The sequence below is a fragment of the Janibacter zhaoxuefangae genome, from assembly GCF_050271985.1.
Lineage (GTDB): Bacteria > Actinomycetota > Actinomycetes > Actinomycetales > Dermatophilaceae.
This window is the reverse complement of sequence record NZ_CP189849.1, coordinates 932,370-953,358: the sequence shown is the minus strand read 5'-3', so window position 1 is coordinate 953,358 and position 20,989 is coordinate 932,370. Positions and strand designations below refer to the sequence as shown.

17 protein-coding genes and 1 riboswitch are annotated in these 20,989 nt (G+C 71.6%); of the genes, 4 read left to right on the top strand and 13 right to left on the bottom strand.

Annotation, left to right across the window (positions count from 1 at the left end):
- Positions 1–5: 5 nt before the first annotated feature.
- The 3 genes from hrpA to ACQBAS_RS04490 are packed head-to-tail and all read right to left on the bottom strand — an operon-like array spanning position 6 to position 5,226.
- Positions 6–3,806, bottom strand: coding sequence for an ATP-dependent RNA helicase HrpA (gene hrpA / locus ACQBAS_RS04500; protein ID WP_427385192.1), 3,801 nt, complete (start codon positions 3,804–3,806; stop codon positions 6–8).
- Positions 3,767–4,936, bottom strand: coding sequence for a WXG100 family type VII secretion target (locus tag ACQBAS_RS04495; RefSeq protein WP_427385191.1), 1,170 nt, complete (start codon positions 4,934–4,936; stop codon positions 3,767–3,769). Before ACQBAS_RS04495 ends, hrpA begins: the two co-directional genes overlap by 40 nt.
- Positions 4,933–5,226, bottom strand: a complete 294-nt coding sequence (locus ACQBAS_RS04490) for a hypothetical protein (RefSeq protein WP_427385190.1) — start codon at positions 5,224–5,226, stop codon at positions 4,933–4,935. The genes ACQBAS_RS04495 and ACQBAS_RS04490 overlap by 4 nt, the downstream gene beginning before the upstream one ends.
- 72 nt (positions 5,227–5,298) lie before the next feature.
- On the opposite strand from ACQBAS_RS04490, the gene mgrA reads away from it, so the two are divergent.
- Positions 5,299–6,345, top strand: a complete 1,047-nt coding sequence (gene mgrA, locus ACQBAS_RS04485) for an L-glyceraldehyde 3-phosphate reductase (RefSeq protein ID WP_427385189.1) — start codon at positions 5,299–5,301, stop codon at positions 6,343–6,345.
- A 117-nt stretch (positions 6,346–6,462) separates the two neighbouring features.
- On the opposite strand, the gene ACQBAS_RS04480 is transcribed toward mgrA, so the two are convergent.
- From ACQBAS_RS04480 to ACQBAS_RS04470, 3 genes are all read right to left on the bottom strand, one after another.
- Positions 6,463–7,785 (bottom strand): bifunctional o-acetylhomoserine/o-acetylserine sulfhydrylase, encoded by a 1,323-nt coding sequence (locus tag ACQBAS_RS04480; protein ID WP_427385188.1) that lies wholly within the window; start codon positions 7,783–7,785, stop codon positions 6,463–6,465.
- Between the two features lie 14 nt (positions 7,786–7,799).
- Positions 7,800–7,913, bottom strand: a riboswitch (SAM riboswitch).
- Positions 7,914–7,997: 84 nt separating this feature from the next.
- On the bottom strand, positions 7,998–8,393 hold the full coding sequence (locus ACQBAS_RS04475) for a hypothetical protein (protein ID WP_427385187.1): 396 nt from the start codon (positions 8,391–8,393) through the stop codon (positions 7,998–8,000).
- An 85-nt stretch (positions 8,394–8,478) separates the two neighbouring features.
- Positions 8,479–8,841: a hypothetical protein gene (locus ACQBAS_RS04470; protein WP_427385186.1), complete on the bottom strand. Its 363-nt coding sequence runs from the start codon at positions 8,839–8,841 to the stop codon at positions 8,479–8,481.
- Positions 8,842–8,945: 104 nt separating this feature from the next.
- Between ACQBAS_RS04470 and ACQBAS_RS04465 the strand changes: the two genes are divergently transcribed.
- Positions 8,946–10,415, top strand: coding sequence for a carboxyl transferase domain-containing protein (locus ACQBAS_RS04465; protein WP_427385185.1), 1,470 nt, complete (start codon positions 8,946–8,948; stop codon positions 10,413–10,415).
- A gap of 3 nt (positions 10,416–10,418) precedes the next feature.
- On the opposite strand, the gene ACQBAS_RS04460 is transcribed toward ACQBAS_RS04465, so the two are convergent.
- Positions 10,419–10,847: a hypothetical protein gene (locus ACQBAS_RS04460; protein WP_427385184.1), complete on the bottom strand. Its 429-nt coding sequence runs from the start codon at positions 10,845–10,847 to the stop codon at positions 10,419–10,421.
- Positions 10,848–11,010: 163 nt separating this feature from the next.
- On the opposite strand from ACQBAS_RS04460, the gene ACQBAS_RS04455 reads away from it, so the two are divergent.
- Positions 11,011–12,384 (top strand): L-serine ammonia-lyase, encoded by a 1,374-nt coding sequence (locus ACQBAS_RS04455; RefSeq protein ID WP_427385183.1) that lies wholly within the window; start codon positions 11,011–11,013, stop codon positions 12,382–12,384.
- A gap of 314 nt (positions 12,385–12,698) precedes the next feature.
- On the opposite strand, the gene ACQBAS_RS04450 is transcribed toward ACQBAS_RS04455, so the two are convergent.
- From ACQBAS_RS04450 to ACQBAS_RS04425, 6 genes are all read right to left on the bottom strand, one after another.
- Positions 12,699–13,586 (bottom strand): aldehyde dehydrogenase family protein, encoded by an 888-nt coding sequence (locus ACQBAS_RS04450; protein WP_427385182.1) that lies wholly within the window; start codon positions 13,584–13,586, stop codon positions 12,699–12,701.
- Positions 13,586–15,031 carry an aldehyde dehydrogenase family protein gene (locus tag ACQBAS_RS04445; protein WP_427385181.1) on the bottom strand — a complete coding sequence of 482 codons (1,446 nt, stop codon included), beginning with the start codon at positions 15,029–15,031 and terminating at the stop codon, positions 13,586–13,588. The genes ACQBAS_RS04450 and ACQBAS_RS04445 overlap by 1 nt, the downstream gene beginning before the upstream one ends.
- A 55-nt stretch (positions 15,032–15,086) precedes the next feature.
- Complete coding sequence (gene deoC, locus ACQBAS_RS04440) at positions 15,087–16,040, bottom strand: deoxyribose-phosphate aldolase (RefSeq protein ID WP_427385180.1); 954 nt, start codon at positions 16,038–16,040, stop codon at positions 15,087–15,089.
- 84 nt (positions 16,041–16,124) lie between these two features.
- Complete coding sequence (locus ACQBAS_RS04435; protein ID WP_427385179.1) at positions 16,125–17,789, bottom strand: NERD domain-containing protein; 1,665 nt, start codon at positions 17,787–17,789, stop codon at positions 16,125–16,127.
- A 117-nt stretch (positions 17,790–17,906) separates the two neighbouring features.
- Positions 17,907–18,308 (bottom strand): hypothetical protein, encoded by a 402-nt coding sequence (locus ACQBAS_RS04430; RefSeq protein WP_427385178.1) that lies wholly within the window; start codon positions 18,306–18,308, stop codon positions 17,907–17,909.
- Between the two features lie 338 nt (positions 18,309–18,646).
- Positions 18,647–19,498: a helix-turn-helix domain-containing GNAT family N-acetyltransferase gene (locus ACQBAS_RS04425; protein WP_427385177.1), complete on the bottom strand. Its 852-nt coding sequence runs from the start codon at positions 19,496–19,498 to the stop codon at positions 18,647–18,649.
- An 87-nt stretch (positions 19,499–19,585) separates the two neighbouring features.
- Here ACQBAS_RS04425 and ACQBAS_RS04420 point away from each other — a divergent pair, with 87 nt between their 5' ends.
- Complete coding sequence (locus ACQBAS_RS04420; RefSeq protein ID WP_427385176.1) at positions 19,586–20,926, top strand: FAD-dependent oxidoreductase; 1,341 nt, start codon at positions 19,586–19,588, stop codon at positions 20,924–20,926.
- Positions 20,927–20,989 lie beyond the last annotated feature (63 nt).

Genomic DNA, 20,989 nt, shown 5'->3' with positions numbered 1-20,989 from the left:
GGGGGTCAGGCCTCGACAGCGGCGATGGCCTTGCGCACCCGCTTGACCGAGACCGGGTGGGCGGTGCCGAGGGACTGCGCGAAGAGGCCGACCCGCAGTTCCTCGATCATCCACGCGATGTCGACGACGTCGTCCGCGGCGCGGCGCACGGGATGGAGCGTCTCGAGCAGGTCCGCATAGGCCGTCTCGACGTCGTCAATCTGGCGCTGGGCCGCTGCGTCCCGTGCCGGGCTCTCCGCAGCGCGTTCGAGGCGGTGGAGCATCGCCCGCAGGTAGCGGCGCAGGTGCGGCAACCGGTCCAGGCCCGTGTCGGCGACGAAGCCGGGGCGCACCAGCGAGGCGAGCTGGGCTCGCACGTCGGCCACGGTCGCGGAGACGGCCGGGGCGGTCATCCGCGCGAGCAGCGCGTCGACCTCGGCCGTCAGCGCCAGGACCGGTTCCACGGCCTCGACGACCTGCAGGACGCGCGCGACCACGTGGGTGCGCACGGCCGTCAGCGCCGCGTCGAAGGCCGCCCGATCCCTGACGACACCCGCGACGTGCTCGCGGGCGATGTCGTCGACGGCCGCGGCGAGGCAGTCCTCGAGCAGCGCGGGCACGCTGCCGTGCGGGTTCCGGCCGAGGCCGACCTTCTGCTCGTTGGTCAGCCGCGCCAGCACGCGCTTCCACGGCGCGGACGTGTTGAGTAGCAGCAGCCGGCGCACGCCGAGCCGGCGCGCGGCCTCCGCCGAACCGGGATCGGGCAGGACGCGCAGCGCCACGGAGCTGCCCTCGTCGACGAGGGTCGGGTAGCCGAGCACGCTGTGACCGCCGAGCTCGGACTCCCACGTCCGGGGCAGTTCGTCGAGGTCCCACGTCGTCAGCCCGGTCCGCTCGATCCCCCGGCCGGCGCGGGCCACGTCGCGGCGGACCTCCCCCGCGAGCTGCTCCCGCAGGGCGTCGAGATCCTTGCCGCTGCCGACGAGCCGGCCGCGCTCGTCCTCGACGGCGAAGGTGATGCGCAGGTGATCGGGGACCCGGTCGATGGCCCAATCCCCTTCCGGCACAGCCGTTCCCGTGCGCGCCTTGAGGACTCGACCCAGCTCGACGGTGAGTGGGACACCGCTCTCCTGCGCGGCCTCGTCGACCCCGGCCAGGGCTGCGGCGGCATGGTCGGGTGCGGGCACGAAGTGGCGCCGGGTCCCCTTCGGCAGCGACTTGATCAGCGCGACGGCGAGGTCGGGGCGCAGCCCCGGCACCTGCCAGTCGAAGCCGGTCGCGACGACCTGGTTGAGCACCGGCAGCGGGATGTGCACCGTGACGCCGTCGGCGGCGTCCCCGGGCGCGAACTGATAGGTGACGGCGAGCTCGTGCTCCCCCTGCCGCCAGGTCGCCGGGTAGTCGGTGGCGGAGAACTCCGTCGCCGACTCGCTCGTCAACATCTCCTCGGTGAAGGTGAGCAGATCGGGCGTCTCGCGCCGGGCCGTCTTCCACCAGGAGTCGAAGTGACGCCCCGACACGACCTCGGCCGGGACGCGCTTGTCATAGAAGGTGACGAGGTCCTCGTCGTCGACGAGGAGGTCGCGCCGTCGGGCGCGCTCCTCCCGCTCGCGCAAGCTGGCGAGCAGTTCCTCGTTCGCCTTCGCGAAGGCGTGGTGGGTGTCCCAGTCCCCCTCGACGAGCGCGTGGCGGATGAAGAGGTCGCGCGATGCCTCGGGGTCGATCCGCCCGTAGTTCACCGTCCGCGCGGCGACGAGCGGCACGCCGTACAACGTCACGCGTTCGGTGGCTTGGACGGCCGCCTGACGGCGCGACCAGCGGGGCTCCGAGTACGTCCGCTTGACCAGGTGAGCGCCGGCGCGCTCGGCCCACACCGGGTCGATCCGGGCGTTGGTGCGGGCCCACAGCCGCGTCGTCTCGACGAGTTCGGCGGAGACGACGAAGGCGGGCTGGCGGCGGAAGAGGGTCGACCCCGGCTGGATCGAGAACCGCGCCCCTCGGGCACCGAGGTAGTCACGCTTGGCCTCGTCCCGGACACCGACGTGCGACAGCAGACCCGTGAGGACGGCCTGGTGGATCCGATCGAGGTCCGGCTCGGCGTCGGGCTCGGCCGTGTGCTGCCTCGGGTCGAGCCGCTGCGCGCGTGCGGCCTGCCGGACCTGCGCGTGGAGGTCCTGCCACTCGCGCACGCGCAGGTAGTGGAGGTACTCGCGCTTGCAGAGCCGTCGGAAGGCGCTGCCGGACAGCTCGCGCTGCTGCTCCCGCAGGTAGCGCCAGAGGTTGAGCAGGGAGGCGAAGTCGGAGTGCTCGTCCTTGAATCGAGCGTGCATCTGGTCCGCCTGTGCCTGCTTGTCCGCCGGCCGCTCACGCACGTCCTGGATGGAGAGCGCGGAGACGATGACGAGGACCTCGGCGGTGCAGCCGAGCTCGTCGGCCGCCAGCAGCATCCGGCCCAGACGCGGGTCGACCGGCAACCGAGCGAGCGAGCGGCCGATGGGGGTGAGCTTGCGGGCACGGCCGCGGGCGCCCCCGTCGAAGGCCTGGAGCTCCTCGAGCAGGCGCACGCCGTCCACGATCTGACGCGGGTCCGGCGCGTCGACGAAGGGGAAGCGGGCGATGTCGCCCAGTCCCAGCGACGTCATCTGGAGGATGACGGAGGCCAGGGACGTCCGCTGGATCTCGGGGTCGGTGAACGCGGGGCGGGAGTCGAAGTCCTCCTCCGAGTAGAGACGGATGCAGATCCCCTCGGCCACACGGCCACAGCGCCCCGCGCGCTGGTTCGCGCTGGCCTGGGAGATCGGTTCGATGGGCAGGCGTTGGACCTTCGTGCGCTGGCTGTACCGCGAGATGCGGGCCGTGCCCGTGTCGACGACGTAACGGATGCCCGGCACCGTCAACGAGGTCTCGGCGACGTTGGTGGCGAGGACGACGCGTCGGCCCGAGTGGCGGCTGAAGACGCGGTGCTGCTCCGCCGAGGAGAGCCGGGCGTAGAGCGGCAGGATCTCGGTGTCGGGCAGGTCCATGCCGGTGAGCGCGTCGGCCGCCTCGCGGATCTCCCGTTCGCCGGACAGGAAGACGAGGATGTCGTGGCTGCCGCCGGCGTGGCCGCTCGCCTCCGTCCACAGCTCCTCGACGGCCTCGCAGATGCCGGTGACCTGGTCCTTGTCGTCGCCGGAGTCCTCGGCGCCGTCGGGGTCCACGAGTGGGCGGTAGCGCAGCTCGACGGGATAGGTGCGGCCCGAGACCTCGATGATCGGCGCCGGCGTGCCAGCGACGGCGAAGTGGGCCGCGAACCGCTGCGGGTCGATCGTCGCCGAGGTGATGATGACCTTGAGGTCGGGTCGACGCGGCAGCAGTTGGCGCAGGTAGCCGAGGATGAAGTCGATGTTGAGGGACCGCTCGTGGGCCTCGTCGATGATGATCGTGTCGTAACGGCGCAGGTCGCGGTCGCGCTGCATCTCGTTGAGGAGGATGCCGTCGGTCATCACCTTGACGGCGGTCGCGTCGGAGCTGTGGTCGGTGAACCGGACCTGGTAGCCGACGAGCTCACCGAGCTCGACCTCGAGCTCCTCCGCGATCCGCTCTGCGACGGACCGGGCGGCGATCCGGCGGGGCTGGGTGTGGCCGATCTGGCCCTCACGTCCGCGCCCGAGCTCGAGGCAGATCTTGGGGATCTGAGTGGTCTTGCCCGACCCGGTCTCTCCCGCGATGACGACGACCTGGTGGTCACGGATGGCGGCGGCGATGTCCTCGCGTCGCGCGACGACCGGGAGGTCCTCCGGGTAGTTCAGCGGCGGGAGGGTGAACTCTCTCGTCGCGGCGGGCATGCGCCCAAGGATAGGTCGCAGCTGCTGCCCCTGGTGGCACCGACGACCGTGGCGACCTTCGCGGTCGTCCGATCGGCCTGCACCGCGCCGCGTGCGGCGAGGGATCCGAGCATGAGGTGGCGCGAGGTCACGTCCGAGCCGAGGACCCGTCGCCAGTCGTCGAGCCCCTCGCGCACGACCTTGCCCTCGGGGGTGCGGGCCGCGAGCGCCGCGACGCGACTCAGGCGAGCGCCACCGACGGCGGTGCTCCCGTTGACGCCGGTCGCCGCCCGTGCACGCCAGGGCCGCATGGTCTCCCCCAGGCCGAGAGCGATACGGCGGCGAGCGGGCAGCGCGGGCCCGAGCGCGCCGGCGATCGGGGCCCCCTTCGTCGCGGCGCGGGCCAGCCCGGCTCCGGCGAAGGCCGTCGTCTGGACGCCCACCTCCTTGAGGACCGCCGCGGTGCCCCCTTCGTCGTAGACCCAGGCGCGGATCCCCGCGATGCCGACACCGGTGAGGCCGCTGCCCGCCGACAGGACCGACCCGGCGGGACCGAGCTTGCCCGCGATCGCCGTCACGGGGACCGTCGCGGTCTGGGCGCGCACGAGCCACCGATAGGTCGCCGAGTCCGTCAGGGAGTCGTCGGCCAGGGCGTGCAGGCGCGCGGCCAGTCGTCGGTCGGTGTCGACGACCTGCTCGTGGATCTCCTTGACCCGGGTGGCCAGGATGACCGCCAGCCGCGCACACTCGTCGCGGCGGGCCTCCAGCACCGGCCGTGTCGGATCGTCGTCGGGCAGGCCGCCGACACGTCCCACGAGGGCGACGTGCTCCGCGTCGTTGGCGTCGAAGCGCTCGACGGCGTGGGCCGCGTCCGCCTGCCGGAGCTCGATCGTGATGGCGTGATCGAGCAGCAGCGACGCGGCCTCGTCGTAGCGCTCGGCGACCGGGACCATGGTCCGCGGGAAGGTGGCCAACCTGGCCGCGAAGGCCTCCCCCGACGCCGAAACCCAACATCCCTCGACACCCGTCCCGCGCAGCTGGTCGAGGACACCGGTGAGGGCGCGCAGATCCTCTGCGGTCCCGGCCAGGGTGCGGGCGCTCTCCCGCAGACGCTGCGGGTCGGCGTCGATCGACAGATGCTCGAACGTCATCGCTCCCCCGCGTGGCCCGGCTCCAGCCCCACCGTGATCCCCGCCTCGACCTCGACGAAGGTCGCCCCGGCCGTCGCCGCGGCCGCGCCGAGTTCGCGCAGCGCGTTCCCCAGCAGGATCCGCTCGTGGGTCCAGTTGCGGACGAGCTCGCCGTAGGCGAGGTGGGAGCCCAACGAGCCGAGCCCGTGCGTGGCGCTCGGGCGCGCCAGCACGTCCAGCAGGTCCGCCGTCTCGATCAGGCGCCCACCCAGCGTCTCCATCCCCTGCGCATCGATCGTCAGCCGCGTCATGCGACCACCGTAGGAAAGTCGCGCCGGCGACCACGAAAGTTCTCCACAGGCGCGGCCTGCCAGACTCATCCCATGACCTTTCACGCCGACGAGTACAAGGCCGCGCCGGGACGTTACGACGGACCGCTCCCCTACCGCCGCACCGGTCGCTCCGGTCTCGACCTGCCGGCGGTCTCCCTCGGGCTGTGGCACAACTTCGGGGACGACGTCCCGCTCGAGCGCCAGCAGGCGATCCTGCGCTCCGCCTTCGACAGCGGGGTGACCCACTTCGACCTCGCGAACAACTACGGCCCGCCGTACGGCTCGGCCGAGCGCAACTTCGGGACGCTCTTCGCGCGCGACTTCCGCCCCTACCGCGCCGAGCTCGTGATCAGTTCCAAGGCCGGCTACGACATGTGGCCCGGCCCCTACGGTCAGGGCGGCGGATCTCGCAAGTACATCCTCGCCAGCCTCGACCAGAGCCTGTCCCGGATGGGCCTCGACCACGTCGACATCTTCTACAGCCACCGCTTCGACGACACGACGCCGCTCGAGGAGACCATGGGCGCCCTCGACACGGCAGTGCGTTCCGGCAAGGCGACCTACATCGGCATCTCGAGCTACTCCGGTCCTCGCACGCGCGAGGCCATCGCGATCCTGCGCGAGCTCGGCACCCCGCTGCTCATCCACCAGCCGAGCTACTCGATGCTCAACCGCTGGGTCGAGGAGGACCTCCTGGACGTCCTCGGCGAGGAGGGCGTGGGCTGCATCGCCTTCTCGCCACTGGCCCAGGGCATGCTCACGAGCAAGTACCTCGACGGGATCCCCGAGGGCTCGCGCGCCTCGCAGGGCAAGAGCCTGAGTCCCGACCTGCTCACGGCGGAGTCACTCGCGCACGTCCGGGCGCTCAACGAGATGGCGAAGGAGCGCGGCCAGTCGCTCGCGCAGATGGCGCTCGCGTGGGTGCTGCGGGATGAGCGGGTCACCTCCGTGCTCGTCGGCGCCTCGAGCGTCCAGCAGCTGCAGGACAACCTGCGCTCGGTCGACAACCTCGACTTCAGCAGCGACGAACTCGCCCGGATCGACCAGCACGCCGTCGACGCCGGCATCGACCTGTGGCGGACCTCCAGCACGTCCTGAGTCGCCGCGCCGACAGCGACGAAACGCAGCGACCCACCACAGCGCCCGCCCACGGATCCCCGTGGGCGGGCGCTGTGGTGGGTCGGATGCTGTGCCGTCGCCGTGGGAGGCGGAGGCTCAGGCCCCCTTCGCGGCGGTGAAGCCCTGCTCGAGGTCGGCGATGATGTCGTCGATGTGCTCGAGGCCGACGGCCAGCCGGACCAGGCCCGGGGTGACCCCCGCGGCGAGCCGGTCCTCCTCGGGACCCTGCGAGTGCGTGGTGGACGCCGGGTGGATGACGAGCGAGCGGACGTCGCCGATGTTGGCCAGGTGGCTGTGCAGGGTCAGACCCTCGACGAACCGCTTGCCGGCGTCGACCCCGCCGGCGATCTCGAAGGAGATCACGGCGCCGGCCCCCTTCGGCGTGTACTTCTGCGCCAGCGCGTGACTCGGGCTACCCTCGAGGGAGGCCCAGTTGACCGCCTCGACCTGCTCGTGGCCGCTGAGGAACTGCGTGACCTTGCGGGTGTTCTCGAGGTGTCGCTCGATGCGCAGGCTGAGCGTCTCGATGCCCTGCCCGATGAGGAAGGCGTTGAAGGGCGAGATGGCCGGACCGAGGTCGCGCAGGAGCTGGACGCGCGCCTTGAGGATGAAGGAGAGATTGGCCCCGAGCGCGCCGTTGACGCCGAGGTCAGGGCCGAACCGCAGCCCGTGGTAGCTCGGGTCGGGCTCGTTGTAGTTGGGGAACTTCTCCGGGTCCGCCGCGAAGTCGAACCTGCCCGCATCGACGATGACGCCGGCGATTGCCGTGCCGTGGCCGCCGAGGTACTTCGTCGCGGAGTGGACCACGACGTCGGCGCCGTGCTCGATCGGCCTCAGGACGAAGGGGGTCGCGATCGTGTTGTCGACGACGAGCGGCACACCCGCCTCATGGGCGATCTCGGCAATCCCGGCGATGTCGAGGACGACGGGCTTCGGGTTGCCGATCGTCTCGCCGAAGAAGGCCTTGGTGTTCGGCCGCACCGCCGCACGCCACTGCTCGAGGTCGCTCGGGTCCTCGACGAAGGTGACCTCGATGCCGAACTTCGGCAGAGTGAACTTCAGCAGGTTGACCGTGCCGCCGTAGAGCGCTGCGCTGGCGACGACGTGGTCGCCGGCCTCGGCGATGTTGACCAGGGCGAGGTGCGTCGCGGACATGCCGGACGCGGTCAGGAGGGCCCCGACGCCACCCTCGAGGGCCGCAATCTTCTGCTCGACGGCGTCCTGCGTCGGGTTCATGATCCGGGTGTAGATGTTGCCGAACTCCTTGAGCGCGAACAGGTTTGCCGCGTTCTCGGTGTCCTTGAAGACGTAGGAGGACGTCGCGTAGATCGGCAGCGCGCGGGCTCCCGTCGTCGGGTCGGGCTCCTGGCCGGCGTGGATCTGTCGGGTCTCGAAGGACCAGTCGGGGGTCGTGCTCATGAGGGTTCTCCTGTCGTGCGCGCTTGCCGCGGGCGGACGCCCGGCAGCCAGGTCCTCACCCGGGGCACCCCACCGCGAGGGAGGGTTGCCGGCCAGCAAGCCGGGGCTTCGCGCTGACACTCATGACCTGCCACGAGCGTAGGAGTGCACGCCACCCCGCGCACCGGGCATCTCTCCATCCGGACGGACCGGGACCGCTCGTCCGAGCCGGGTCAGGCGGCGTGGGAGAGGCGTACCCGTCGCAGCCACCACAGGCCGAGGACGGGCAGGACGAGCGGCACGTAGCCGTAGCCCGCCCCGAAGTGCGACCACACCGTCTTGTCCGGGAAGGCCTGCGGCGCAACGAAACTCGCGAGCCCGACGACGAGGACGCCGAGGAGTTCGATGGTGATCGTCACCGCCGCGAGCCGCTCGCGGCCGCGGGCCAGCGCGAAGGTCGCCACGAGGTAGATCGCCGCGGCGAGCGCGGACAGCAGGTAGGACAACGGAGCACGGTCGAAGTACTCCGTGATCTGGAGGACGGAGCGGCCCGTCGCGGCGAGCGCGAGCACGGCATAGAGCAGGACGACGATGCGACCGGGGCCGGTCCCGGTGTGGGCAGAAGGCACCGGCCCACCCTATGTCGGGACCGCGCGCCGCCGGACACTCACCCGGGCGGCTCGCCGCGTCAGGTCGCCGCGTCAGGTCGCCGGGTCAGGTCCAGGCGGACCAGATCTGGTCGAGGCGGCCGACCATCACGCCGACGGCGGCCGCGCCACCGACGACGACGGCCATGGACCACCGCGTCTTCTCCTTGAGCGCCACCCACAGCACCGCGGGGAGGATGAAGGGCAGGGTGATCGCGTAGGCGACGAAGGTCGCCCCCTCCGCCGAGTCACCGATGTCGCCGACCCGGACCACGGCGATGACCGCCTGGACGAGGAGGGCCACCTCGACGATCGCGGCCACGAGCAGGAGGCGGTCGTCGAGGAGGCGGTCGCGCAGGGTGTACCAACCGGCGACGAGAGCGAGCGCGACGAGGCCGACGACGAGCAGGGTGGTGAGGGGCGCGAGCACCGGCCAAGGCTAGCCGTCCGATCAGCAACGGGTGACCGGGCGCCGTGATGAACGGCTCACTGTCGCTGCCGCTCCCCGGGCCGGTGGAGTGGGACCGTCGTGACATGAGCGAGCCGACCCGCCTGACCTCCGCCGAACTGATCGAGACCGTCATCGACGCCGGCACCTTCGTCAGCTGGGACGAGCCGATCGACCTCTCCGGCGTGCCGGAGGACTACCGTGCGGCGCTCGAGCGCGCCGCCCTCCGCTCGGGCACCGACGAAGCCGTCGTGACGGGGCGCGGCGCCATCCGCGGGCACGAGGTGGCCCTCCTCGTGGGCGAGTTCCAGTTCCTCGGCGGCTCGATCGGCCGAGCGACGGCCGAACGCATCGTGGCGGCCGTGCGGCGCGCGACCACGGAGCGACTCCCCCTCGTGGCCGCGACCTCCTCAGGCGGCACACGCATGCAGGAGGGCACCCCCGCCTTCGTCCGCATGGTCGACATCTCCCGTGCCGTCGTCGACCACAAGCGCGCGGGGCTGCCCTATCTCGTGCACCTGCGCCACCCGACGACAGGCGGGGTCTTTGCGTCGTGGGGTTCCCTGGGGCACATGACGATCGCGGAGCCGGGGGCGCTCATCGGCTTCCTCGGACCGATCGTCTACGAGACCATCCACGGCGAGCCCTTCCCGGCCGGCGTGCAGGTCGCGGAGAACCTCGTGGAGAAGGGGATCGTCGACGCCGTCGTGCCCACCGACCGCCTGGCGGACATCGCCGCGCGAGCGCTGGCGCTTCTCTCCGGGCACGACGTGACCGCCACCGGTGGCCAGTCGATCCCGTCGGCGAGTCCCCGGGCGGACCCCGCCGCGGCGGCCGCGGTCGATGTGTGGGACTCGATCACGCTGACGCGACGGAGCGACCGTCCCGGCGTGCGCGAACTCCTGCGGCACGCCGCCGACGACGTCATCCCCCTCAACGGCACCGGCCACGGCGAGGCGGACAAGGGCGTCATGCTCGCCCTGACGTCCTTCGGCGGGCATGCCTGCGTGCTCGTGGGCCAGGACCGCCGCTATCAGGCACGTCAGTCCATGGGGCCCGCCGCCCTGCGCGAGGCGCGGCGGGGCATGCACATGGCCCAGGAGTTGGGCCTCCCACTCGTCACCGTCATCGACACCCCGGGTGCCGACCTGTCCCCCCGCGCCGAGGAGGGCGCGCTCGCCGGCGAGATCGCCCGCTCCCTCGGCGACATGACCGCGCTGACGGTGCCGAGCGTGTCGGTGCTGCTCGGCGAGGGCACCGGGGGCGGCGCCCTCGCGCTCCTGCCCGCCCGCCGGGTCATCGCCGCCGAGCACGCGTGGCTCTCCCCCCTGCCGCCCGAGGGCGCGAGCGCCATCGTCCACCACGACCTCGAGCACGCGCCGGACATGGCTCGTGCACAGCGGGTCGGTGCCACGCAGATGCTCGAGGACGGGATCATCCACGAGATCGTGCCCGAGCCCGTGCCGGCGCACGAGGACCCCGAGGGCTTCGCCCGCGCCATGGCCGCCGAGATCACCCGGCAGATCGCGGCGCAGCGCGAGAATCAGGGGTTGTGACTGCTAGGCCACGGCGGAGTGTGCCTCCGGCTCGATGAGCCGGACACCCTCCCCCGTGGCGACGAACGTGCCGAGCAAGGTCACCCCGCCTCTCCCGCACACCTGCGCGGCCGCGTGCTGCCAGGCCAGGTCGGCGGCATCCGGCCGGCCGGTGGGCTTCCCGATGGCGACGACGAGCGACCCGAAGGCCGCGCCGAGGTGATCGACGAAGGCGTCGAAGACGGCGAGGCGCTCCCCCTTCGTGCAGTCGTGGTCGACGTCGGTGATGGTGACGGGCTGGATCATCCGGCCGTCGGGATCGCAGAGCAGCAGCGAGATGCACCCCTGCGCGCGCTCCGACTCGCGGACGACGAGATCGACGACGTCGGCACACAGGGTGGTGTCGCGCAGGGATCGGCTGGGCCAATTCGTGGGCAGATCGGTGAAGGTCATGACTCGAGCATGGCCCGATCGTCCGACGAGCCCACGAACTTTTCCACAGGGCCTCGGCGTTGTCCCTGAGGCAAGGGCGGGCATACTCGACCACGGCCCCACCCGGGCCGTTCACCGACCGCCGTGAGATCCACGCGCGGCCCCTGCGACAGGGAGGTCCACCGTGGCCCTGAGCGTCTTCGACCTCTTCTCGATCGGCATCGGCCCGTCGAGCTCGCACACCGTGGGGCCCATGCGTGCCGCGGTGCAGTTCGCCGAGAGCCTGCGTGACGACGGCGCCCTGGACCGGACGGCGCGCGTCCACGCCCAACTCTTCGGAAGCCTGGGTGCGACCGGCCACGGCCACGGCTCCGACAAGGCCGTGCTGCTCGGCCTGTCCGGGGAGCGGCCCGAGCTCTGCGACCCGCGCGCCGTCGCGGGGACGCTCTCGGCGATGCGTGACGCCAAGCGGCTCTCGCTGTTGGGCGAGCACGACATCGCCTTCGACGAGGACACCGACCTCGTCCTGCACCGCCGCAAGACCCTCCCCCTGCACCCGAACGGGATGACCTTCACCGCCTACGACGAGGCCGGCGATCAGGTCGCCGAGCACACCTACTACTCGGTGGGTGGCGGCTTCGTGGTGGGCGAGGGCGCGGACGGGTCGACGCGGATCGTCGAGGACACGACGCCGGTGCGCCACCCCTTCACGACCGGCGACCAGCTCCTGGCGTTGTGCGAGGCCGAGGGCAAGTCGATCGCGCGGATCATGCTCGAGAACGAGCTGTCCTGGCGCACCGAGGACGAGGTCCGCGCCGGCCTGCTCGACATCTGGCGCGTCATGCAGCAGTGCGTCGACAACGGCATCCGGACCGAAGGGGTCCTGCCCGGAGGGCTGAAGGTCAAGCGCCGGGCGCCGCAACTCGCGGCCAGGCTCGCCGCCGAGCACGACACGACCGATCCCCTGCGCGGCATGGACTGGATCACCCTCTACGCCCTCGCCGTCAACGAGGAGAACGCCGCCGGCGGTCGGGTCGTCACCGCCCCGACGAACGGCGCCGCGGGCATCATCCCGGCGGTGCTGCACTACTACGTCAACTACGTGAAGGGGGCTGACGAGGACGGGGTCATCCGCTTCCTCCTCACCGCCGCCGCCATCGGCGTCATCTACAAGGAGAACGCCTCCATCTCGGGCGCCGAGGTCGGCTGCCAGGGCGAGGTCGGGTCGGCCTGCTCCATGGCCGCCGGGGCCATGGCCGCCGTCATGGGCGGCTCCCCGCGTCAGGTGGAGAACGCCGCCGAGATCGGCATGGAACACAACCTCGGCCTGACCTGCGACCCCGTCGGGGGCCTCGTCCAGATCCCCTGCATCGAGCGCAACGCCATCGCGTCGGTGAAGGCGATCACGGCCGCCCGGACAGCGCTGCGCGGGGACGGCTCGCACGTCGTCTCGCTCGACAAGGTCGTCAAGACGATGCGCGAGACGGGTCGCGACATGAAGGTCAAGTACAAGGAGACGGCCCGCGGCGGACTCGCCGTCAACGTCATCGAGTGCTGACCAGCCGCCCAGCCGAGCGCGGGCGACCTTCGGCGTGGGGTGGGGTCGGTCGACCTTCGCTCTGGGGGTGGGGTGGGGTCGGGCGACCTTCGCTCTGGAGCGGGGTGGAGCCACACGCTCGACTCAAGCCGAGGGTGCTTCACCCGACAAAGGTGCGCTTCACCCGACATGCGAACTCGGGTAACGCTGCCAATATCGGGTCACCCGATACTGGTGTGACACTCGGGGCGGGGGCTGGCGTGACACGCGGGGCGGGGGCGGGGGCGGCAGGGGGGCGGGTGGCCTCGTACGGTCGCGGCGCGGGCGCGACCGCCTCAGTAGCCGCTGCCCCCGCCGAGGCTCACGCCGGCGCTCGGGTGCCAGACCGTCTTCGTCTCGAGGAAGGCGCGCAGTCGGGCGGTCCCCGGAGCGGCCGTGAGGTCGGCCCGGGTGTGCGGGGCGTAGACCCGCTTGACGGTCTCCGCGGCGGCGAGCTCCAGCGGCTGACGCTCGTCGGCGTCGAGGGCGGACAGGTCGAGGGCGTTGACGTCCTCGTGGGCGGCCAGGTGCGGCATGACCTCCGCGGCGTCACCGGTGAGGACGTTGATGACCCCGCCCGGCACATCGGAGGTCGCGAGCGCCTCGGCCAACGTGATGGCGACGACGGCGGTGTCCCCCGGCGCGATCACGATGGCCGCGTTGCCGCCGGCGATGATCGGCGCGATCGTCGCCACGAGCCCCAGCAGGACCGGCGACGTCGGCGCGACAGCCGCGACGATGCCGGTCGGCTCCGGCGCCGAGTACGAGAAGAAAGGCCCGGCGACGGGGTTGATCGCTCCGAAGGCGGCCGGCAGCTTGTCCGTCCAGCCGGCGAAGTGCACGAGGCGCTCGACGGAGGCGTCGATCTCGGCGGTGGCCTCCCGGGCGCTCAGACCCGAGGTGGACCGCAGGAGGCCAGCGAACTCCGCACGCCGGGCCTCGACCATCTCGGCGATCCGGTAGATGACCTGCCCGCGGTTGTAGGCGGTCGCGCCGGCCCAGCCGAGCTGACCCTTGCGAGCCGCGACGACGGCGTCGCGGGCATCCTTGCGCGATGCCTGTGCAGCGTTGGCCATGAACGCCCCTTCGTGGTCGGTCACTCGGTAGGTGCGGCCGGACTCCGACCGCGGGAAGGCCCCGCCGAGATAGAGCTTGTAGGTCTTGGCGACCGCGACGTGTGCCATCAGCGCGCCCCTTCGTCGTCGGTGTCGAGGTAGGCGGAGATGCCGTAGGGACCGCCCTCGCGGCCGAAGCCCGACTCGCCGTACCCGCCGAAGCTGGCCGAGGGGTCGAACCGGTTGAAGGTGTTGTCCCAGATGACGCCGGCGCGCAGCGCACCGGCCACGGCCATCGCCTTCGCGCCCTTGTCCGTCCACACACCGGCGGAGAGCCCGTACGGCGTGTTGTTCGCCTTCGCGACGGCCTCCTCGGGGGTGCGGAAGGTCATCGACACGAGCACGGGACCGAAGATCTCCTCGCGGGCCACGCGCATCGACGGCTGGCCCTCGGTGAGCAGGGTCGGCCCGACGTACCAGCCGGCCTCGGGGATCGCGCAGTCCGGGCTGAACCGGACCGCGCCCTCGCGCACGCCGACCTCGGTGAGGTCGGTGATCTTGTCGAACTGCTCCTGCGAGTTCACCGCGCCGATGTCGGTGTTCTTGTCGAGCGGGTTGCCCAGGCGCAACGTCGTCATGCGCTCCATGAGCATGGTGTGGAACTCGTCGGCGATGGACTCCTGCACGATGAGTCGCGACCCGGCGCAGCAGACCTGGCCCTGGTTGAAGAAGATGCCGTTGACGACGCCCTCGACGGCCTCATCGAGCGCAGCGTCGTCGAAGACGATGTTGGCGCCCTTGCCACCGAGCTCGAGCGTGACGTGCCGCCCGGTGCCGGCGAGGGTGCGCTGGATCTGCTTCCCGACGGCGGTCGAGCCGGTGAAGGCGACCTTGTCCAGGCCAGGGTGGCCGACGAGGGCCGCCCCGATGTCACCGGCGCCGGGGAGGATGTTGACGACGCCCGGGGGCAGGTCGGCATCCTGGATGATCTCGGCCAGCACGAGCAGCGACAGCGGGGTCGTCTCCGCGGGCTTGATGACGACGGTGTTGCCGGCGGCCAGGGCCGGGGCGATCTTCCATGCGCCCATCAGCAGCGGGAAGTTCCACGGGATGACCTGACCGGCGACGCCGAGGCTGCGCGGGTTCGGGCCATGCCCGAGGTGGTGCAGCTTGTCGGCCCAGCCGGCGTAGTAGAAGAAGTGCTGCGCGGCCTGGGGGACGTCGAAGTCGCGGGTCTCCTTGATCGGCTTGCCGTTGTCGAGGCACTCGAGGACGGCGAGCTCGCGGGAGCGCTCGGCGATCCCGCGCGCGATCCGGAAGAGGTAGGTGCCGCGCTCGGTGCCGGACAGGGCGGACCACCGGGCGTGGGCGGTGCGGGCGCGCTTGACCGCGGCGTCGACGTCCTCGACGGACGCCGTGGAGAAGGTCGCCAGCGGCGTCCCGTCGCCGGGGTTGAGCGTCGTCAGGTCCGGCCCGTTGCCGTCGACGAACTCACCACCGACGAACATCTGGTAGCGGTCCTTGACCCGCGCGATCGCGGCCGATTCGAGCGAAGGTGCGTACTCGATCCTCATCAGGATGGTGCCTTTCTGTGGGCCTGGCCCGGGCGTCGTGGAGTCTGCGTGGGTCTCAGTAGGTCGAGACGTAGCGGGGAGAGGTGTAGTGACCGGAGGCCTTGGCCCGGCGCTGCATGACGAGGTCGTTGACGACGCTACTCGCGCCGAACCGGAACCACTCGGGGCTCATCCAGTCCGGGCCGGCGAGATCGTGGACCATGACGAGGTAACGGAGGGCGTCCTTCGTCGTCCGGATGCCGCCGGCCGGCTTGACCGCGCGCATCTCGCCGGTCTCGTCGCGCCAGTCGCGCACGGCGCGCAGCATGATCGACGTGACCGGCATCGTCGCAGCCGGGCTGACCTTGCCCGTCGACGTCTTGATGAAGTCGCCGCCGGCAAGCAGCGCGAGCCAGGAGGCCCGGCGGACGTTGTCATACGTCACGAGTTCGCCCGTCTCGAAGATGACCTTGAGTCGGTGGTCGCCGCAGGCCTCCTTGACGGCCGCGATCTCCTCGAAGACGGCGCCGTAGCGGCCCTCGAGGAAGGCGCCACGGTCGATGACCATGTCGATCTCGTCCGCGCCGTTGTCGATGGCCAGGCGGGTGTCGGCGAGCTTGATCTCGAGGCTGGAGCGGCCCGAGGGGAAGGCGGTCGCGACGGACGCGACCTTCACCCCGCTGCCGGCGAGGACCTCCGCGGCCGCGCCGACCATGTCGGGATAGACGCAGACGGCGGCCGTCGACGGCGTGGTCGGGTCGTCCGGGTCGGGCGTGACGGCCTTGACGGCGAGGCCACGGACCTTCTCGCGGGTGTCGGCGCCCTCGAGCGTCGTCAGGTCGACCATGGAGATGGCGAGGTCGATGAGGGCGAGCTTGGTGTCCTGCTTGATCGAGCGGGTCGACAGGTCGGCGGTGCGCTGGGCGACGCCCACCTCGTCGACGGGCGGCAGACCGAGCAGGAAGCGCTTGAGCGCGCTCTCGCTGGCGGTCACGTCGCGGAAGGCGCTCGGGGTCTGGGTCGTGGCCATGGGGTCAGTCTGTCTCATGGCGCGGGATCTCAGGAAACGATCGCGCCCCAACCATCCACCGTCCCGCCGAGGGCGAGCGACACCTCACAGGCCGAGACGCCTGGCGACGTCGGGGCCGCCCATACCGCGCACGACCTCAGGATCACCGACGACGACGAGTCGGTCGGTGGCCCGCGAGAGCCCGACGTAAAGGCGCTCCTTCGCGCGCACCTGCGGCTCACTCTCGTTCAGGCACAGGACGACGGCGCGACGCTCAAGCCCCTTGCAGCCGAGGACGTGACCGTAGAACACGTCCTCCTCGTCCCAGTAGGTCGCCCAATATCCCCGCTGGTCGAGCCGCGCCTGCCGCTCCGCCTGCTCGGGATGACGTTTGCCGGTCGTGAGCATCGCGACGTGCCCCGGGTGCCACCCCTCGTCGAGCAGTGCATCGACCTGCTCGTCGGCGGTGTCGATCGCGGCGTCCCCCGACGACGGGACGAAGGTGACCTCCGGCCCGTCACCGCCACGCAGGTGCATCCGCATGGGCGCGAGCGGACCGAAGACCTGCGCGATCTGGCGGGTGTTGCGCAGATTGTGGTCGAGCACGAGCGGGACGAGCTCGACGGGAGGTCGCCCGAACCGCTGGAAGATGCGCTGATTCTCGTCGGAGTAGACGTAAAGGCCGCCCTGCTCCTCGTCGCGCAGCGCCTTCATCAGCGGCGTCCACCACGCATCGGCGAAGTCCTGGGCCTCGTCGACGATGACGGAGTCGAAGCGGTGCCCCGGATCCAGCCCCGCGGCGAGATCGGCCATGAGCGCCGGCAACTCCTCCTCCCAGAACGCGCTGTCGATCCGGTCGCCCTCGGGGGCACCCCAGGACATTCCCAGCTCGTGGAAGGTGCCGACGAAGGCGGGCCGCTGTCGGCGCGGGACCGTGTCGAAGTAGCGCTTCCACCACTCCGCGAGTCCGATGGAGTAGCAGACGAGGGCGACCCGCTCCGCGGGCCGGTCCGACGAGCCCCGGCTGAGTTCCTTCGCCTGGGTCAGCGCCAGCACGGTCTTGCCGCTGCCCGCTCCCCCGCGGACCTCGACCCGCCGCAGCAGTCGCGTGACCTTCAACAGGATCGCCTGCTCCGCCGTCAGGCGGTCGGCGGCGGACTCGCGCTCGTCGGCCTCCGCGCTCGGATCGAACGCCGTCCCCGCGAACCGTCCCGTGAGGATCTCGACGATCAGGTCGATGTCGTCGACGTCCGGCTTGCGGTTGTTGGACGCCTCGAGCTGCGGCATCGCGCTGAGGCGTTGGGCCAACTGCGCCTGGTCACCCCGGTCGTGCAGCAACCAGCGCGGGCAATCGGGGCTCTCGGCGTCGCCGGGGAAGTCCGAGTAGGGCACGACGACGGCGTGGGCGTAATGAATGCGGCTGTGGGAGGAGTCCCGCCATCGCGGGTCCCGCTCGATGTAGGTGCGGATGGCATATTTCGTCGAACGAGCCTGGTTGACGGGGTCCACGCGCCGCGGCCGGGAGCCGGAGCCCTGCCACCACTCGCCCGCGTCGTCGACCCATACGCTGCCGCCCTTGACCTCGACGACGACGACCCCGGCGCCGGGGATGAGGACGATGGCGTCCGCCTCGTGGTCCTTCCCCTCATCGGTGATCCGCAGGCCAGCGAGGACGACGCACTCCTCGGGCAACGACCGGACGAGGCGCTCCCACACCTCCCGCTCCGACTCCGACTGGAACTGCGGGTCCTCCGGCACTGCACGCGCCATCGCGTTCTCCCCTCACCGGCCCCGAGGGGCATCCGTCGCTTGGGCGTCACCCTAGGGGCGGCCACCGACAACACGAAGGGGGCCGTCGCAGGCCCCCTTCGCGCGCTGGATACGACGTCACATCGGCACGGCCATCGACATGCACTCGGTGAAGTACGTCTCGATGTTGGTCACGCCCTTGCACGGCTGACCGTTGAACTGGGCCTGCAGCGGGATCTCGCCGTCGGGGCCGACGATCCACGTGGAGAGGTCGGCCACGGCGTCGCCGTCCATGTCGAAACCGATGAGCCCGTGGAAGCCCTCACCGGTCTCGGAGTCGACGAGCCCCTGGTCGATCCTCTGCTGGAGACCCTGCGAGATCCAGACGGGGCCGGCGTCGCCGAGGACGAGCTGGACCCCGGCGGACTGGTTCTGCTTGCTGGCGTTGACGCACTCGTGCGCGAGCGCGGGACCGGCCGTGAGGCCCAAGACCCCGACGGACGCAATGGTGCCGATGACGACACGGCGGATGAGACGCATGACGCTGATTTCCTCCCTGACTGTGGCCACCCCCGGTGAGCTGACCGACCACTTCACGGTCCCGCGGCGCCCCCCCGCTCCGGGCCCGTTTCCCGGAGGTGGCACAAGCCCGCCACGGCCCTGTCGGACATGTCCGACGAACCTCCGCACGCAGTGACGCGATGCGACACACTCCCCCGACCGTCGGACCCGAGGTGGGCCATTTGGACGATGCCCCGCTCCGTCGGGACGGCCACGCTGGCTGGTGGTCCCGGCCGGTGCGACGGTCCGGACCGGTCCGCGGCCGCGCGAGGGGGGCGGCCGCCGTCCGTCATCGTCGAGGACACACGACGCAACCGTCAGTCGCCGGGCCGACGCCGCTCGAGGAGCACCGTGTCGCGCCACTCCCCGTCGAGCTGCGCGATGCGGCTGCGGACCGCGAGGGTGGTGAAGCCGGCCGCGTGGTGCAGCGCGATGCTCGCGCGGTTCTCCGGGAAGATCGACGTCTGCAGGGTCCACAGCCCCCCGACATCCGCCTCGGTGACCTGACGGTGGACGAGCGCCTTGCCGACACCCCGGCCCCGAGCGGTCTCGGCGACGTAGACCGACGTCTCCCCCACGCCCGCGTAACAGGCCCGCGTCGAGGTGGGTGCGACGGCCGCCCACCCGACGACGACGCCCTCGCGCTCGGCCACCCAACGGTGCTTCGGCAACCACCGCTGGGCGAGCGTGTCCGCGTCTGGCACGTTCGTCTCGAAGGTGGCCTGACGCGTGGCGATCCCCTGGGCGTAGATGTCCCGCACGAGTGGCAGGTCGCGCGTCCGCATCGCTCGGGTCGTCACGTCGGACGGCAGGTCGCTCGGGCAGCGCGGCGCCTCGGCCAGGGTGCCCATGACGACATCGGCGGCGTGGGGCAGGCCCGTGCAGCACGCCGGGTTGACGGCGACCACGCTCGACGTGCCGACCTTGTCCACCGTGACGAAGCCGACGTCGGCGAGGCGCCGGACATGGTGCGAGCAGGTCGACTGGCTGATCCCGAGGTGCGTCGCCAGGTCACCGACCCGGACCGCCCCGGCCGGGGCGACGGCGACCGCATGCAGAAGGCGCACGCGCGTCGGGTCGGAGAGGGTCGCGAACCACTCCGCATAGGTGGTTGCGGACTCGTCCTCGAGGGGTGGGCGCGAGGCGGTCGAGCGATCGGATGTGGTCACCGCACGATCATAGATCGACACACGTCGATTGATTTGATCGATGAGAATCGATAGATTGTCGTGACCGATCCCAGCCCCGGAGGCCCCATGACCACCCTGCCCATCGCCATCATCGGCGCCGGACCGACCGGGCTCGCCGCCGCCGCCCACGCGCACCAACGGGGAGAGCGCGTCGTCGTCCTCGAGGCCGGCGCCGAGGCCGGCGCGGCCGTGCGCGAATGGGGCCATGTCCGGCTCTTCTCCCCCTGGTCCGAACTCGTCGACGCCGCCGCGCGTCGGGCCCTGGCCGCGACGGGCTGGGCCGAACCGGATCCCATGTCCTACCCGACCGGGGGTGACTGGGCCCGGCACTACCTCCAGCCGCTCGCCGACGCGCTCGCCGTCACCGACGACGTCACGATCCGCTACGGCGCGCGCGTCTCCGGGGTGACCCGGCGGGGGCGTGACCTGGTCGTCGACTCCGGGCGCGACGAGAGCCCCTTCGTCCTGCGGATCCGGACCTCGACCGGCGTGGAGACGATGACGGCCCGGGCCGTCATCGACGCCTCCGGGACCTGGGGCACGCCGAACCCGCTCGGTGGCGACGGGCTGCCCGCCCTCGGCGAGGACGAGGCCGGCGAGCGGATCAGCCACCGCGTGCCCGACCTGCGCGACGAAGGGGTCCGCGCCCGCTACGCCGGCCGTCACGTCGTCGTGGCTGGCACCGGCGCCTCCGCGCAGAACGCCCTCGTCGACCTCGCCGCCCTGGCGGAGCAGGACCGCTCCACCCGCGTCAGCTGGCTCGTCCGGAGGTCGAGCGCGCAGGGGGCCTTCGGCTGCGGCGACAACGACCAACTCGCCGCTCGTGGCGCCTTGGGCACCCGCGCCAAGGACGCCGTCGGGTCTGGCGCCGTCACGACCGTCACCGGTTTCCGCACCATCGACGTGCGGCGCGCGGACGACGAGACCCTGACGCTGACGTCGACCGACGGACAGGTCGTCACCGGGGTGGACGAGGTCATCGTCGTGACCGGTTTCCGCCCCGACCTCGGGATGCTGGGCGAGATCCGTCTCGACCTCGATCCCGTGCTCCAGGCCCCGCGCACCCTCGCCGAGCTCATCGACCCGAACGTGCACTCGTGCGGCACCGTCGAGCCCCACGGCGCGAAGGAACTCGCCCACCCCGAGCAGGACTTCTACCTCGCCGGCATGAAGTCCTACGGGCGGGCACCCTCGTTCCTCGCGCTCACGGGCTACGAGCAGGTGCGCAGCATCGTCGCCGCCCTTGCCGGCGACCGCGAAGCGGCCGAGCGCGTCGAGCTGACCTTGCCGGAGACGGGTGTCTGCGGCGGCGCCGGCGCGTTCGACGACCCGAACGCCGTGGGTGGTGCGTGCTGTGGCGCACCCGCCCCCGTCACGCTGACCCTCGGCGCACCCGTCTCGCGCTGAGGCTCACGTGAGCTCGCCCGGCAGCGGCGGTGTGCAAGGTGGCGGCGGACATGACGGCGGCGT